Raw genomic sequence first — 16,439 nt, 5'->3', positions numbered from 1 at the left:
AAATAAGATTGAAAGGTTAAAAAAGTTATATTTTAAGAGGAAGTGACAAAATGTCACTTTTTCTTCTCTTCTTCAAGCGCCCTACTGACAATTTTCATAGCACAGAGATCACCGCACATGGAACAGGCTTCACTGCCTGTATTCCTGCTGTCTCTGATCTTCTTTGCCTTCTCACCATCAATTGCAAGTTTAAACTGCGCATCCCAATCGAGATTTTTGCGTGCATGTGCCATTTTGTTATCAATTGCTCTTGCACGTTCTTTCTGTCCTTCTTTTGTAAGGTCGGCAGCATGGGCTGCAATTTTTGTAACGATGGTTCCTTCACGGATATCGTCGTTTGTTGGCAATGCAAGATGTTCTGCCGGTGTTGTCATACACAGGAAATCTGTACCACACATGCCAGCAAGTGTACCACCGATTGCTCCGGTTATGTGGTCATATCCCGGTGCAATGTCTGTGACAAGCGGGCCAAGAAGGTAAAGTGGTGCATTGTGACATAGATTCTTCATTCCTTTGACACTTAATTCCACTTCATCTAACGGAACATGTCCGGGACCTTCAACAAAGCACTGGATATTCTCTTCCCTTGTTCTCTTGACAAGCTCACCAAGAGTTATGAATTCCATAAATGAAGGTCCGTCAGATGCATCATGGATACATCCCGGTCTCATGCCATCGCCAAGGCTGATAGCCATATCGTATTCATAGGCAATTTCCATGAGATAATCGTATTCTGCATAGAATGGATTATCTTCTCCGTTATGCAACATCCATGCAAGTGTGAAGGATCCACCACGGCTGACTATATCTGTTATCCTGTCTGCGTTTTTTATTCTCTTAAGGGCATTCTGGTTAACAGCAGCATGTATTGTAACAAAATCAATTCCATCCTTTGCATGTTTGCGTACCGCATTAAACATGTCATCGGAGGTCATGTCAACAACAGCTTTCTGTGAAGATGCTGCCTGGTAAATCGGAACCGAACCAATTGGGATGTTCACTGCATCCATTATCTTTTTCCTGATAAGGTCAAGATCTCCTCCGGTTGAGAGATCCATGAGTGCATCGGCACCAAAGGTTTCTGCGGTCTTTGCCTTCTCAACTTCCTCTTCGATATTGATGTAATCCCTTGAAGTTCCAATATTGGCATTTACTTTAGTACTGAGGTATTTTCCTATACCTACGACCCTGCAGTCCCTTACAGGGTTGTTCGGGATACTTATGGTCCCGTTGGCAACACATGAACAGATGGTCTTAGCATCAATGCCCTCGTCTCTGGCAACGGCTTCCATCTGTGGTGTTATTTTGCCCTTTTTAGCATCTTCCATTTGTGTCATAGTATCTCCTGCATGCAGTGTCTTTTAGGTGCAGATACATTGTAGGGACATATATATGTTTCACAGGACTTATGTAATATTTGAACTTGTTCAGATATTATGTTATGCTTTCTTGAGGGAAAAAGAATGAAACAGCATCCAATAGAATTACTTATCAACAAAGCTGATACTGCTATTAACCAGGAAGATTTCAATACTTTAACAGATATATATGCAGATGATGCTGTTTTAGTTATTCAACCAGGGATGAATGCAGTCGGAAAAGAGCAAATAAGAAAGGCGTTTGAGGGTATTGCCTCTCACTTCGAACATACTCTGGATGTCAGGCAGACAGGAATGAAAATTCTGGAGACGGGGGATACTGCATTGGTTTTGGCAAAAACTCTCGTTTCAGCTAAAGGGCACCCTCTTCAGGAGCGTAAGGCTACATATGTTTTCAGAAAGGATGCAAACGGTGTCTGGTTTTGTGTAATTGATAATTCATATGGGCATGATCTTCTTGATGCCTGAACACAACAAATCATCAGTATATGCTGTTGATTTGTGTTTTTCATTTATGAATCTGATTGAGATTATCCTATACTGCTTCCTATTATTCATCGTAAAATCTTACGCCATGAGATATTGTCGTAGTATAAAATCCTTTTTTTGTATCCTCTTCTTTTGTACTTTCTTGTATGTGCATTGAGTAGAGTTCACCTTTGTAGAATGCTGTTTCTATCGTCAAATGACCATTTTCATCATTCATGTTTATATCCATAATGATGTAAGGTTTCTCTTTGTCGACAGGAAGAGGTTGCTGCACAGAGGCATATTTGGAGTTAATTTCATCCGCAATTGTGTCTGCTTTATTAGCATCCTGATTGACTGTATAGTTCGATAGAATAAACATGACTTTGTTTGTTTCAGGATCTGCCAGTTCTATGGAGTTGTTCTGTATATTATAGCTACAATCTTTTCCCTGTCCATATATCCCAGACATTGTTACTCCATCTTTATTGTATATTCTTCCATTCTCCGGTTGTGTAGAATACGTATGGATATCATATCTGTCAAGATCTGCTGCAAAAAACGTAATTTTTTCATCTTCACCAAAGTCTGCATTGGAATAGACCTCAGCACCGGAATAACTTCTGGAACCACTAAATGTTAATGTTATGGTGCCCGATGATTTCTGAACAAGATTTCCGGAGTGCAGGTATCTTGTATCAATACCTTCCTCCTCAATGGCTTTTTCTGCAATTGCAGTCAATTCTTTTCCATATTCTGATTGAGGGTCTATAATGACATTTTTGCGGGCTTCTGCCATCTCATAATGCACCGCAGCAAAGGAAATTAAAATTATTACAATGCTGATTAATATTATTTTGTAATTTTCTTTAAAGTTCATATTTAGCCCTCAGCATGGTCATTATAGTTTGAAGCATAAGTCAATTGAAATTAGTCCTGCGCTGTTTCTTCCTCATTGTAATACTTTACAGTATGCGAGATCACTACATTGTAAATATCCTGTGTTATTTCTTCTGTATGCAATAAGTATAGTTCCTCTTTATCAAAAAAGACATCAAGGACTATCCAGCTTTCTTTTGTTTCCTGCGTTAAATCTATTACTGCATAAGGCTTCTCTTCACTAACAGAAAGTAGTTGCCTGGCAAAAGGATATTCAGAATTAATCTTTTCTGTTATTGTATCATTCCTGTCTTCATACAGGTTTACTTTGTAATCTGGCAATATGAACACGATATTATCTGTTGCCGGGTCGATAAGTTCTATGGAATCGCCATTTATCCTGTAGTTGTAATCTTTTCCCCATCCTGATTTTTGAATTGTGCCTGAAAAGCTCTTGCTATACTTTCTCCTGTTTTCCGGCAAATGATTTCCGTAGATTCCCATATGATAATTGTAAACGTCATATACGTCAAGATCAGGTTCGAAAAACGTAATGGTTCCCGTATCGGCAAATTCTCCGCATGCGTAGACCTGAGAACTGGAAAAACTCTTTGAACTCTGGAATTTCAGCCTGACAGCATTTGGAGCATACTGAACAATATTTTGAATTGAAGTGTAGTTATTGTCAAAATCTTCGTCCTCGATTGCTTTTTCTGCTATGGATGTCAGTTCCATCCCATATTCTGACTGGGGATCTATTATCTGCCATGGTCTGATTGGAGGCTCAATATTATAGCCAGAAGTTCTGTGATAGTCAGAGATGGCACAAAACATTGCTACAAGCAAAATAGAAAATATCACGAGAATTATCAATATATGCTTGTAGTTCTTTTTTAAGTTCATGCACTGGCCACTAATTTATTTTATGTTTTATTTTATTATATTTTGATATATAATTAATTCGGTAGAAATTATGTGGTCACATCATGTAACTATAACTTCAATTATCACTTTCACCCTGCAAGCTCAATTTTTATCTACAATCAGGACATAGGGTTGCAGCATGTCTATAGTCGTATTTACGGAAAAGAACAAAGCAGCTTCCCAGATAGCAAGTATTCTCAGCGGAGGGCACTTTAACCGGGCTTCGGTGGAAAGTATTCCTGTATATGACTTCAAGATGAACGGCAAAGAATGGAGGATAATGGGACTTGCCGGTCACATCATGGGTTATGATTTTCCTGAGCAGTTTAACAACTGGCGTGAATGCGATCCGGCTGTTCTTTTGGACACTCCTCCTGTAAAAAACGTAACTAAAAAACCATATGCTGCTGCAATATCACTTCTTGCAAGCGGGGCTGAAGAAGTTGTCCTTGCATGCGACTTTGACAGGGAAGGGGAGAATATTGGTTTTGAAGCAAAAGAGATTGCTGAAAGAGTGGCTTCCCTGCCGGTTAAAAGAGCACGCTTTTCATCACTTTCTTCCAGTGAAATCAAAAAAGCATTTTCAAATCTTGTTGAGCCGGATTACAATATGGCAATGTCCGCAGAAGCCCGTCAGATTCTAGATCTTAAAATGGGTGCGGCTTTTACCCGCTTTATGACATTGTCCGTAAGGGAGAAAGCTCGGACAAAAGGTGTTATTTCCATTGGCCCGTGCCAGACACCTACCTGTGGATTTGTCTATGAAAGGGAGAAGCTCATAAAGAACTTTAAACCAAAGGACTTCTGGAAAATAGAGGCAATTTTCAATTCTAACGGTTCAGATTTTACCGGTGTTCACAGGGCCGGAAACATTTATGAAAAAGAAAAAGCAGATGAGATTTTCGCTCGCATAAAAGATTGCAAGACTGGTCTTGTTGACAAGAAACGTGTAAAGGAAGCTCGCACCAATCCTCCTTATCCGTTGAATACAACTGAGTTCCTGAAACGCTCTTCTAAATTCCTGGGTGTGAGTCCGGAGGAGGCACTTGAAACCGCAGAACAGCTTTATCTTTCCGGTTTTACCAGTTATCCCAGGACTGAGACCAATAAGTATGCAGATGATTTTGATTTCAAATCAAAACTGGTGGCTTTTTCATCAGGAATTTATCAGAAATATGCCCTGGAAGTCATCTCTGCAGGAGATATTAGCTGCAGGAATGGCACAAAGGACGGACACGACCACCCTCCTATCCATCCTATCAAGGCAGCTTCAAAAGATGATGTCGAAAGAAGTGTCAGAATGCCCAATGCATGGAAGGTTTATGACCTGATAGTGAGGCATTTTCTTGCAAACCTGATGCAGCCTGCCATTTTTGAGAAAACAAGAATGGAAATACTTGTTGGCGGGGAAATTTTTGATGTAAAAGGTTCAATTCTTAAAAGTGCAGGCTGGCTTGATGTTTATCCATTTGAAACTAAAAATGACAAACTTCTTCCATTCATCGAGGAAAAAGATGAGGTTGACGTAAAGAAGCTAAAAAATACAAAATCCGAGACAACTCCTCCAAAACGCCTGACTGAGGCTGAACTTCTGACTCTGATGGACAAGCATGGTATCGGTACCAAGGCCACAGCTCCAAGTCATATTGAAACCAATAAGAAAAGAGGATATTTTGAAACAAAAGGTAAAACAATAGCCATTCTGGATACTGGCTTTACCCTGATGGATACTCTGGATGCTACGGTTCCTATTCTGGTACAGCCTGAGATTCGGGCACGTATTGAATCTCTTATCCAGGATGTTGAAGATGGCAAAAAATCTCTTGAAAGTGCCCTTGAAGAAGGGACTCTGCTGATCAAAAAAATGTATTCCCAGCTAACATCGAGCAAGGAAGCCATTGCTGCCAGAATGGCAGGTACCATTGTTGATGAACAGGTTGCAACCGATAAGAAAAACTTTGTTGGAACCTGTCCTGAATGTGGAAGGATGCTGCACATGATCAAGACTGACAAGGGACGCTTTGTAGGTTGTACTGGATATCCTGAATGCAAGAATACTTATCCTCTGCCAAAGGCAGGTGCACTTACTGTTCTGCGCTCACAGCAATGTGAAAAAGGTGGTGTTGCGGTAATGAAAGTGGGTAACAAGTATAACTGGGCAGTGGGGATTGGTCCATGTTTTACCTGTGATCTGGAAAAGAAATGTTTCCCTCCTGAAATTGTAGGTCCGTGTCCGGCATGCGATGGTTCGATGTTCCTGATAACCACAAAAGATTCCCGATTCCTTGCTTGTACCAACAGATGCGGGCACACGCAATCTGTGCCTAAATCAGGTAGACTTACTATTCTTGACAGGCTATGTGAGCATTGCGGATGGCACATCCTCCGTGTAAAAGAGCAAAAACAGGATGCTAAGGAGTTTTGCTGTAATCGGAAATGTCCGGGTAAAAGGTAGTCTTTAATGATTAATCAATCAAATTTGAATTCTTGCTAAATCAGTTTTTCTTGATTTAATGCAAAATTTGAAAAAGCCTTATATATGATAAAATCCATTTTAAGGACTAGAGACGAATTGTAGACCTATTTCCTGATCATGTCTACTAAAAAATGGGTCAAGCCGATCTACTACCTCCAATATACCTCCAATTTATCACAATTCGTCTCTGCCTCCAACATTTTTTCTTATTTTCTGATGGGTAGAATATCCAGTTAAATTTTGTTTCCGTATTTTTCACTGAAAACTATGTCTTCAAGTTCTTTTCGTGATGGGCTTTTGCCATTATCTGCGGGTTTGCCTATTGCAAGTACTGCCATAAGCTCCAGAGAAGCAGGACAGTTGAGAATCAAGTTAACTTTATCTGACTGGTTTAGTATCTCACCCAGCCATACTGCACCCAGCCCAAGGTCACAGCAGGCAAGCAGCATGTTCTGAATGGCTGCACCGATGGCCTGTATGTCTTTTGTTTTGTTGTACATTGTTTCGGTGTCAAGGTATACTGCTATTAACAAGGGTGCATCCTGAACTATTTGAGAATAATGCGTGCAGCCTGCGAGTTCTTCCATGGTTTCTTTATCTTTAATAACTATGAATTTCCATGGCTGGTTGTTAAGGCCGGATGGTGCCCATCTTGCTGTCTCCAGTATTATCATGATATTTTCATCGCTTATTGATTCGTCTGTGTATTTTCTGATACTTCTTCTTGAAAGGATTGTGTCAATTACTTCTGGCACATCTATACCTCCGGTTAAAGGGAAATTATTGTAAGATTATTTGTAGTAAAGAATAAAAAAAGGTTGTGTAGACCAATTGGTCTACTTTTCGTTAAGCTCACTGTTAAGCCATGGCATCTTAGCTCTTATTTCTTTACCAATGACTTCCAGTGGGTGTTCTCTGTCTTGCCTCTCCATTGCGGTGAGTACCGGTCTGTTTGCCTTGCCTTCAAGTACGAACTCACGGGCAAATTCTCCGTTCTGGATCCTGTCAAGAGCTTCATACATAGCTTCTCTTGAGAGCTCGTTGATGACCTTTGGACCTACTGTCATTCCACCGTATTCTGCGGTGTTAGATACAGAGTACCACATCTTGTCAAGACCACCCTCGTGGATAAGGTCGACAATGAGCTTAAGCTCGTGGCATGTCTCGAAGTATGCCATCTCTGGCTGGTAACCTGCTTCAACAAGTACTTCGAAGGAAGTCTTGATGAGTGATGCAACACCACCACAAAGGTCTACCTGCTCACCAAAGAGGTCAGTCTCGGTTTCCTCGCGGAAGGATGTCTTGTAGACTCCTGCACGGGTACATCCGACACCTTTTGCGTGTGCAAGTGCCATTTCCATTGCCTTACCGGTTGCGTCCTGATAAACTGCTACAAGACCTGGAACACCAGCTCCATCTACGTAGGTTCTTCTTACAAGGTGTCCCGGGCTCTTTGGAGCTACCATATAGACATCGATGTCTTTCTGTGGAATTATCTGGTTGTAGTGGATGTTGAATCCGTGTGAGAATACTATTGCGTTACCTGCTTCAAGTCCTGGCTCGATATCGTTGTAGTATACCTGTGACTGTACTTCATCAGGGAGGAGAATCTGGATGACATCTGCCATCTTTGCTGCATCTGCAACTGTCATGACCTTAAGGCCATCTTCTTCTGCCTGCTTCCAGCGTCTGCTTCCTTCTCTGAGGCCTACTGTTACGTCAAGTCCTGAGTCATGAAGGTTCTGTGCCTGTGCATGTCCCTGGCTTCCGTAACCCATTACTGCGATCTTTTTACCTTTAAGCAAGTTAAGGTCTGCATCGTTATCATAATACATTTGTGCCATTGTATGTTCCTCTAATCAAAATATATCATTTATAATTAAAACACCTATAAGTGCCTGAATAATTAAGAACTCTTCTGTCCTCTCTTGAGGGCTACTTTTCCGGTTCTTACCATTTCCTTTATTCCAAAGGGTCTGAGTAATTGTTCGATTGCAGTGATCTTGCCGTCATCACCTGTCACTTCAATAATCATTGATTTTGAAGCAACGTCGATGATGCGGGCTCGGAATATGTCTGCTATCTGCATTATTTCGGAACGGTTAGTCACATCTGAATTGACTTTTATTAAAGCCAGTTCTCTATCAACCGATTCTTCAGATTTGAGATCTGTAACTCTGATGACATCGATAAGCTTGTTAAGCTGCTTTGTGACCTGTTCCAGTACTTCATCATCTCCCATGACAACAATGGTCATACGGGAAATTGTAGGGTCATCGGTGACTCCTACCGTAAGGCTGTCAATGTTATAACCTCTTCTGGAGAACATGCCTGCGACTCTTGAGAGTACTCCGTATTTGTTCTCGACCAGAACTGCAAGTGTATGTCTCATTCTTTCCTCTCCAGATCAAGTATTTCGTTGATCGCAGCACCTGCCGGTACCATTGGTGATACGTTTTCTTCCTCTTCAACTATAAAGTCAATGACTGTCGGTCTGCCAGATGCAATAGCTTCTTCGATTACAGGGCGTACTTCGTCACGCTTTGTGGCTCTGAGTCCCAGTGCACCGTATGCTTCTGCAAGTTTAACAAAATCGACACTGTTCTGGATGCATGTTGCAGAATATCTCCTGTTGTGGAAAAGCTCCTGCCATTGTCTTACCATTCCAAGGTATCCATTGTTGAAAACAGCAACAATAACCGGTACGTTTTCCTGAACTGCTGTTGCAAGTTCCTGTGAGTTCATCTGGAATGACCCGTCACCTGCGATATCAAAAACAACTTTATCAGGTCTTGCAATCTTTGCTCCAATGGATGCAGGGAATCCATAACCCATTGTTCCAAGTCCACCTGATGTGATAAATGTTCTTGGTTCACTGAATCTGAAGTACTGTGCAGCCCACATCTGGTGCTGTCCTACTTCAGTAACTATTATTGCGTCTTTGCATGCTTCGGTTATCTGCTCGATAATGTACTGTGGTTTGATTCCGTCACCTGTTGCCGGTTCAACATAATGAAGTGGATGCACTTTCTTCCAGTGTGCTATCCTGTCAAGCCATTTCTCAGATTGTGCGGGTTCGGCATATTTTAGCAATTTCTGAAGTATCCATTTTGCGTCTCCTACTATTGGAACATCAACCTTTACATTCTTTGAAATCTCTGCAGGGTCAATGTCGATGTGGATGATCTTTGCGTTTGAAGCAAAAGCCTTGAGTTTACCGGTTACCCTGTCATCAAACCTTGCACCTACTGCAATAAGAAGGTCAGATTCCTGTATGGCATAGTTTGCATACTTTGCACCGTGCATACCTGGCATTCCAAGGAACAACTCATGTTCTACAGGGAATCCACCCATGCCGGTAAGGGTTGTTGTCACAGGTGCTTTTATTTTCTCTGCAAGCTCAAGAAGTTCTTTGCTGGCATTGGAACTTATGACACCGCCACCTGCATAGATCACAGGATTCTTTGATTCTTTAATTGCAGAAGCTGCTCTTTTTACCTGCTGCAGATTTCCCTGGTATGTTGGTTTGTAACCTTTAAGGTCAACTTTTTCAGGGTAATAGAAGTCGATCTCCTGTACTGTGACATCCTTTGGGAGATCTACCAGTACAGGTCCGGGTCTGCCTGTGGATGCAATATGGAATGCTTCCTTGATTACTTGTGGAAGCTCATTTGCATCCTGCACAAGGTAATTGTGCTTTGTAATTGGCATTGTTATGCCGGTGATATTTGCTTCCTGGAATGCATCATTGCCCAAAAGACTGCTTGGTACCTGTCCGGTGAAAACCACCATTGGTATAGAGTCCATGTATGCGTTTGCAATTCCTGTCACAAGATTTGTCGCACCAGGTCCTGAAGTTGCAATACATACTCCCGTCTTTCCTGTTGCTCTTGCATATCCTTCTGCTGCGTGGGCAGCAGCCTGTTCGTGGCGGACAAGTATGTGACGGATGTCCGCATCATAAAGTTCGTCGTATATGGGGAGCAGTACGCCACCGGGATATCCGAAGATGGTGTCTACACCTTCCCTATACAGGCACTCGATGAGGGCTCGGGCACCTGTCATTTTCTCCGTCGATTCAGTCATATGAAACCTCTGAAATGTAAATTCTCTGCGTAAATTGATAGTATCTGCCTTATATGTTTCTAAAATTTAGATAAGACGGTTAATTCCGTTAAGAACGGCCTCCACGGACGCCATAACAATATCTGTCCTTGAACCTCTGGCTGTAACCATTTTTCCATCCTTTGAAAGCTTTACAAGAACTTCTACAAGAGCATCAGTTCCGCCACTTATAGCATCGACATGATATTCTTCAAGCTGGACATCAGCAATTCCTGATACTCCTTTTTTGATGCTTGCAAAGGCTGCATCAACAGGCCCGTCTCCTATACCTGCCTCTACAACATCCTGGCCTTCAACTTTAAGCTTGACTGATGCTGTTGGGGTAACTTTGTTACCTGATACAACAGTATATTCTTCAAGAATAACTTTTGCTTCTCTCTCGATACTGAGGACTGTTTCAGCTATTGTCTGCAGGTCTGCGTCGGTTACTTTTTTGCCATGATCTCCAAGCTCCTTGACACGGTTAAGTATCTCATGCAGCTGAGAATCATCAACATCAAATCCCATTTCTTTAACGGCAAGGGTTACAGAACTCTTACCTGCATGTTTTCCAAGAACGATCTTCCTTTCCCTTCCGAGTATTTCCGGCTTTATCGGTTCATATGTTTCCGTGTCAGCCAGTAAACCGTGTACGTGGATACCTGCCTCATGGGTAAATGCATTACCACCGGTGAGTGATTTGTTAGGTGCCACAGGTATGCCTGTGAGCCTGCTTACAAGTCTTGAGGTCTTGAAGATCTCTTTTGTATTAATTCCGGTCTTGTGTTTGTATAACCATTCAATGGTCATCACAACTTCTTCCAGTGCAGTATTTCCAGCTCTTTCACCTATTCCATTAATGGTTACATGGGCCTGCTGCGCTCCTCCTCTCAAGGCTGCTATTGTGTTAGCGGTTCCCATGCCAAAGTCATTGTGGCAATGGATACTCACGGGCGCTTTTACTGCAGAGCAAATATCACTGAAAACAAGTTCTGCCTTCTCAGGTACAAGTAAACCTACAGTATCACAATAACATAACCTATCTGCGCCTGCATCGACTCCGTCATTATATAATGACTTAAGGAAATCAACGTCTGCCCTGGAGGCATCTTCACCGCTGAGTTCTACAATAAGGCCATGTTCCTTTGCATATTCTGTGGTCTCAATGGCCATTTTCCTGACGGCTTCCCTGTCTTTTTTCAGCTTCACGTTGATATGCAAGTCTGATACAGGTGCCACCAGGTGAATTGAATCGACATCACATGCCAGTGCATAATCCACATCTGGTTTCATGATTCTACAGTAGCTGCAGATCTCTGCATTTAGCCCTTCAGCAACTACGGCCCTTATGGATTCGCGTTCACCTTCTGAGGTGATTGCTGAGCCTGCCTCGATGACATTAACGCCAAGCTCATCAAGCTTTGTGGCAATGTCTACCTTGTCCTTGCTGGTAAGCGCTACGCCTGGTGTCTGTTCGCCGTCTCTAAGAGTTGTGTCTAAAAACCGGACATTTTCGAATAATATAATCCCTCACGATATTTGTCTGTTACTGAGTAGCAACAGCTTAGAGGGATACACTGAAGTGCTATATATGTATAACGATTAATTTGTCATGATTCATCACGAAAAAGAGCGGGGGATAGATATCCCCGCAAAAAAGTTGAACTAATTAATTCTAAAAATAGTCATTCACACTAAGAATTGCTTTTGCTATAAGATCTGAGCAGCTCTGCAGGTCTGCAAGGTCAAGGACTTCCACAGGGGAGTGGATATATCTTGTTGCAACACTGATTACAGTAGATGGGATTCCATCTCTTGTAAGGTGAATCGCCGTTGCATCTGTTGTGCCACCATCACCGACATCTGTCTGATAATCAATTTCATTCTTTTCTGCGGTTTCAACAAGCCATTTGATGACCTGTGGTGCTGCAATTATGCCTCTTCCTGCTGCATCAGCTATTGTAATAACTCCACCTTTTCCAGTGTCAAGTGAGGATTCATTCTTGCTCATGCCTGGGTGGTCTCCTGGGATTGTAGTGTCAATTGCTATTGCTATATCAGGATCAAGTCCGAACGCAGAGGTACGTGCTCCTTTAAGTCCGACCTCTTCCTGAACGGTTCCTACAGCATAAATGGTTGCTTTTATGTCAAGTTCAGCAATCTGTCTTATGGCATCGATCATTATTGCACAGCCTGCCCTGTTGTCGAATGCTTTGCCTGTTATTTTTCCGTTTGCAAGTTTTCTCACTTCACGGTCCATGGATACCGGTGTTCCGACTATTATGCCCATGTTCGCAGCATCTTCTTTGTCCTTTGCACCGATGTCGATGAACATATCTTTTGCTTCAGGAGGTTTTTTCCTGTCTTCTGGCTTCATAACGTGTGGTGGTTTTGATCCAATTACGCCTGGTATTGGTCCTTTTGTAGTATGGACAATGACTCTCTGGCTATGGAGGGTTGGGTCATACCACCCTCCTATTTTTACAAACTTGAGGAAACCATTGTCATCTATGTATTTGACCATCAGGCCAATTTCATCCATGTGTGCAGCAAGCATTATTGAAGGCCCTTCACCTTTTCTGGTTGCGATGAGATTTCCCATTTTGTCGGTTCTCATTTCATCAACATAAGGTTTGAGCTCTTCTTCAAGAATGGTTTTTATGTTTCCTTCACTACCGGATATCCCATGAGCATTAGATAATTTTGTGATTAATTCTTCCATGATTATCATCTTCTGATGTTATTCAGGGAAGTATGGGTTTAAAAGAATATAAGTTTTAGAGTAGATGAATTAAAACTAGAATAAAAAAGAGAAAAAAGGAGTAAGTTAATTTACTTACTCTTCCTTGCGGCGCTGCATGAAGAATGCGAGACCGATGATTGCAGCTACTGGGAGTGCAATTGTTGGGAATTCCGGAATAGTTTCAATAGTTCTTGAAGCTGTCTGGAATTCTACGGTTTCTCCACCTGCACCTACTTCTATGTAGTAACGTGCTCCTTCTGGTGCATCTTCATCAAGTGAGACTGTTATTACACCTTCATCCATGTAACTGGCTCCACCTGGAATAAATCCATCTGGATTGTATGCAGTATTGAACTCAATAGTCACGTCACTTGCATCTGCTGTTGCTGGTGATCCTGCTCTTACACTTACTTCTTCAATTGTATATTCGAAAAATTGATTGTATTCAGCTGGAATTATTGATGAAGCGTAATAACTGAGTACTATTGATTCTCCTGGCTTCAGAAGTACTGGGTTTGCTGCAACGTTGTTTCCGGCTGCATCATACAAAACTGCCTGGTAGGCAGATGCAGTTCCTGCCATAGCTATTATAGCTATAAAAAGCATTACTAATATTTTCTTCATTTTCGTACCACCTCTTATATTTCAAAGATTTTTACTGTTATGCTTCCTTTGTATTTTTTCTATATATATGTTTGCAATCCCTGTCTGATGTCATACTCATCATTATGATGATATTGCTTTTTTATTATGATACATAAAATGTCCACTCTTCTTTTATTGAATTACCTGCCTGATCAACCACAGTTAATTCTACAGTATTTTCACCATCCAACAAGTCATTGGCCAGATAGAACAGTGAACTATATCCAATTTCGGTATCAGATGTTACATCTACACCATTCACCTTCAAGACTAATAGTGTCTTGTCAATGCCTGTTCTATCGTCAGTGTATGATGCGGTTATTGTGTAGGTGCCTGTTGAAATTGTTTCTCCGTCTTCAGGTGAATAACTTTCGATTTCAGGTTCCTCTCTGTCAATTACAAAAGTATCTTCTTCGTAAAGCTGCTCATCATTAACAGTCTTTGCTTTTGCAATAATCCTCGCAACACCATCATGAGTATCATCGTCAATTTCTATACTATATATATATTCATCATCGTCTTTGCTTTCATAGGTTGTCTCTATTACATACCCATATCTATCAATTATAGTTACTGTTGGTTCTTTTTCTAAAGCTGTAGATGCTGATATACGCAGTTCTGCATCCTCTGAAGTCTTTTCAGGGATTACAGCAATTGTCAGTTCTTCTAATGATTCATCAGTATATAATGTGCCAAATGTATATGCTGTATTGTTGGAGTAGTCTGTTGCTATTACTTCAATATCGAATGTATCCTGAACATCTATTGTGTATTTACTGCTCCATGTTATGTAATCCTCTGTATCAAGAATTATTGTTTCTGCGGAACCGAAGTTTTGTGGGGTTACTATGCATCTTACCTCAGATAACTCCTTATTAGACTCTACTGTCAGGTATGTTGTCTCTGTTGCAGGATTTGGTGTTATGTCCAGTTCAATTTCCGGTGCAGAACTATCAATAGTTGTGCTTGAATCCGGATTAGAGTCTGCTATTTCTTTATTCAATGCATTATCAACAGCTATAGATCTGAAATAGTACGTTGTTCCTTGTTCTCCTTCAAACTCTGCTGAAGTCATTGTTGTTTTTGTAATCCAGTTCTTCCAGGTGGTACCATCAGTGGAGTACTGTATGTTATAGTAGTAAATTCCAGATCCCGAATCAGTTCCATTCCACTCTACAACGAACTTTGAATTACTAGTTTTTGGAAGTGCCAGTACTTTTGAATCGGGAAGTTCAAATTCTACTGTGTTATCTTCCTTTATGTATGGTGATAATGCTGATTCAGGTATGAACGTAACTTCATCTATTATCATTTCAACAGGATAAAGTTGCTGTAATCTTCCTTGCAGAAGTATAAAGGAAAGTGTATTGTTTCCTTCCTGTAATTGAACAGGAACCTCAATATGCTGCCATCCTTCATCACCGTTAACACCGTCAATCCAGACAAGTTCCCTGTTAAACACAATTCTCTTTGACTGTGTTTCATCTTTGTCTTCAGTGCCTTTGGTGTATGTGTCCTTCAGATAACAGGAAAGGATTACATCGGCAGATTCCTCGCTGTATATTATTTGTTCCAGTGTGTGTGTAGCATACTGATCAATTATTCCCTCATAACTTGCATTAATGACATAGGCCTGTGATGCATATATTCCAGATTCATTCAAGTAGTAACCTGTGCCTATTGTGTCATTTGTGGTAGTAAATTCCCATCCGTCTTCAGATTCCATAGATGGGTTTATTATTTCTACGAAATCTATTACTTCATGTTCTTTTGTTGTGACAGGCTCAGTGCTTAATACCTGATTTACCCAGAGATGCACTGTTCTATATGCACGACCTTCTGAATCTTCTTTATATAGTGCAAGTTCCAGTTTCTGCTTTCCCTGCTTTGATTTTGCAGGGGTTATTGTAAGTTCTTCTTCCCACTTTTCCTCGTGGTCCAAGGTTATTTCAATAGTATTGACTGTAGTATCGTCCAGAGTTATTTCAAGCGTGTAATTTTCTTTCGCATATTCAAAATTCTCGATACCTGCAATAATTTGTATAGGATCACTGGTTGAGAAATTCTCCGGGTAGTTTTCAGCCTTGCCATCCGGACCCAATATGTATAATGTTGTGAACGTTTCTTTTTCCCTGGTGGCTTTTGCATAGGCAAACATTGAACCGGCAACGATAATTGAAAGCACCATTGCTATTATAAGTGTTTTTGTTATCTCGGGAGATAACTTTTCACTGGTTTGCAATGCAGGTTTACTTTTATCCCTGGATGGCTTGCGCATAGATGATATCTTTTTCCTATTCCTGGCAGCAAAACGCTTGTCTTCTACAGTTTCATCGTAACAAATTTCTCCTTCTTCCATATCATCATTGCATGTTTCAGGTTCTGTAAGAGAGCGGATAAAATCTTTATAAGAAAAACTAAACTGCTCCTCCACAGGAAGGCGTTTCCTTGCCAGATAAGCTATAATTCCAAATATGAAAGTAAGTAATACAAGTGAAAAGGTAATTGAGTTTGGCCTGAATTTCCATGCAGTAAGGCTGATAAGGAATCCATCAAAAACCATGATGACAATACTAAAACCAACACTTAGTGTGAATCTTTCAATTCCAGAGATTTCCCGGTTTCCGGGGAACATGGCGGAAATAAAAGCATACCCTGGTACAAAAAATATCAATATCAATGCAAAAGGTATCCTTAATGGGGTTTCACTGAAAGGCGGAACCAGGATAAACACGATTGATAGTAATGATATCAGATATATGATTTTCAGATCCTGGGTGTATCTGCATTTATTTTTGCCAAACATTTATTCACTTGTTCC

The 16,439-nt window shown here is 41.0% G+C and carries 13 protein-coding genes; 2 read left to right on the top strand and 11 right to left on the bottom strand.

Features of this window, described 5'->3' with window-relative positions:
- Positions 1–53: 53 nt before the first annotated feature.
- Entirely contained in the window at positions 54–1,337 is a 1,284-nt protein-coding gene (gene thiC, locus V7O61_RS09675; protein WP_407281960.1) for a phosphomethylpyrimidine synthase ThiC, read from the bottom strand.
- A gap of 126 nt (positions 1,338–1,463) precedes the next feature.
- Between thiC and V7O61_RS09670 the strand changes: the two genes are divergently transcribed.
- Positions 1,464–1,847 carry an SgcJ/EcaC family oxidoreductase gene (locus tag V7O61_RS09670; protein WP_023846210.1) on the top strand — a complete coding sequence of 128 codons (384 nt, stop codon included), beginning with the start codon at positions 1,464–1,466 and terminating at the stop codon, positions 1,845–1,847.
- 82 nt (positions 1,848–1,929) lie between these two features.
- On the opposite strand, the gene V7O61_RS09665 is transcribed toward V7O61_RS09670, so the two are convergent.
- Positions 1,930–2,727 carry a hypothetical protein gene (locus V7O61_RS09665; RefSeq protein WP_023846211.1) on the bottom strand — a complete coding sequence of 266 codons (798 nt, stop codon included), beginning with the start codon at positions 2,725–2,727 and terminating at the stop codon, positions 1,930–1,932.
- A 50-nt stretch (positions 2,728–2,777) separates the two neighbouring features.
- On the bottom strand, positions 2,778–3,629 hold the full coding sequence (locus V7O61_RS09660) for a hypothetical protein (RefSeq protein ID WP_407281962.1): 852 nt from the start codon (positions 3,627–3,629) through the stop codon (positions 2,778–2,780).
- Positions 3,630–3,789: 160 nt separating this feature from the next.
- On the opposite strand from V7O61_RS09660, the gene V7O61_RS09655 reads away from it, so the two are divergent.
- Complete coding sequence (locus tag V7O61_RS09655; RefSeq protein ID WP_407281963.1) at positions 3,790–6,105, top strand: DNA topoisomerase; 2,316 nt, start codon at positions 3,790–3,792, stop codon at positions 6,103–6,105.
- Positions 6,106–6,359: 254 nt separating this feature from the next.
- On the opposite strand, the gene V7O61_RS09650 is transcribed toward V7O61_RS09655, so the two are convergent.
- From V7O61_RS09650 to V7O61_RS09615, 8 genes are all read right to left on the bottom strand, one after another.
- Positions 6,360–6,881 carry a nitroreductase gene (locus V7O61_RS09650; RefSeq protein WP_288067911.1) on the bottom strand — a complete coding sequence of 174 codons (522 nt, stop codon included), beginning with the start codon at positions 6,879–6,881 and terminating at the stop codon, positions 6,360–6,362.
- A gap of 81 nt (positions 6,882–6,962) precedes the next feature.
- Positions 6,963–7,970 (bottom strand): ketol-acid reductoisomerase, encoded by a 1,008-nt coding sequence (gene ilvC, locus V7O61_RS09645; protein WP_407281965.1) that lies wholly within the window; start codon positions 7,968–7,970, stop codon positions 6,963–6,965.
- Between the two features lie 62 nt (positions 7,971–8,032).
- Positions 8,033–8,518, bottom strand: coding sequence for an acetolactate synthase small subunit (gene ilvN / locus V7O61_RS09640; RefSeq protein ID WP_023846216.1), 486 nt, complete (start codon positions 8,516–8,518; stop codon positions 8,033–8,035).
- Positions 8,515–10,212, bottom strand: coding sequence for an acetolactate synthase large subunit (locus tag V7O61_RS09635; RefSeq protein WP_407281966.1), 1,698 nt, complete (start codon positions 10,210–10,212; stop codon positions 8,515–8,517). Before V7O61_RS09635 ends, ilvN begins: the two co-directional genes overlap by 4 nt.
- A gap of 66 nt (positions 10,213–10,278) precedes the next feature.
- Complete coding sequence (locus V7O61_RS09630) at positions 10,279–11,757, bottom strand: (R)-citramalate synthase (protein ID WP_407283410.1); 1,479 nt, start codon at positions 11,755–11,757, stop codon at positions 10,279–10,281.
- A gap of 148 nt (positions 11,758–11,905) precedes the next feature.
- Positions 11,906–12,952: a M42 family metallopeptidase gene (locus V7O61_RS09625; protein ID WP_407281967.1), complete on the bottom strand. Its 1,047-nt coding sequence runs from the start codon at positions 12,950–12,952 to the stop codon at positions 11,906–11,908.
- 114 nt (positions 12,953–13,066) lie between these two features.
- Complete coding sequence (locus tag V7O61_RS09620; protein WP_023846220.1) at positions 13,067–13,597, bottom strand: PEF-CTERM sorting domain-containing protein; 531 nt, start codon at positions 13,595–13,597, stop codon at positions 13,067–13,069.
- Between the two features lie 124 nt (positions 13,598–13,721).
- Positions 13,722–16,424 (bottom strand): DUF1616 domain-containing protein, encoded by a 2,703-nt coding sequence (locus V7O61_RS09615; protein ID WP_407281968.1) that lies wholly within the window; start codon positions 16,422–16,424, stop codon positions 13,722–13,724.
- Positions 16,425–16,439 lie beyond the last annotated feature (15 nt).

This window comes from Methanolobus sp. WCC1, assembly GCF_045690315.1.
GTDB lineage: Archaea > Halobacteriota > Methanosarcinia > Methanosarcinales > Methanosarcinaceae > Methanolobus > Methanolobus tindarius.
The sequence above is the reverse complement of the archived record's forward strand: the minus strand, read 5'-3'. Positions and strand labels throughout refer to the sequence as shown.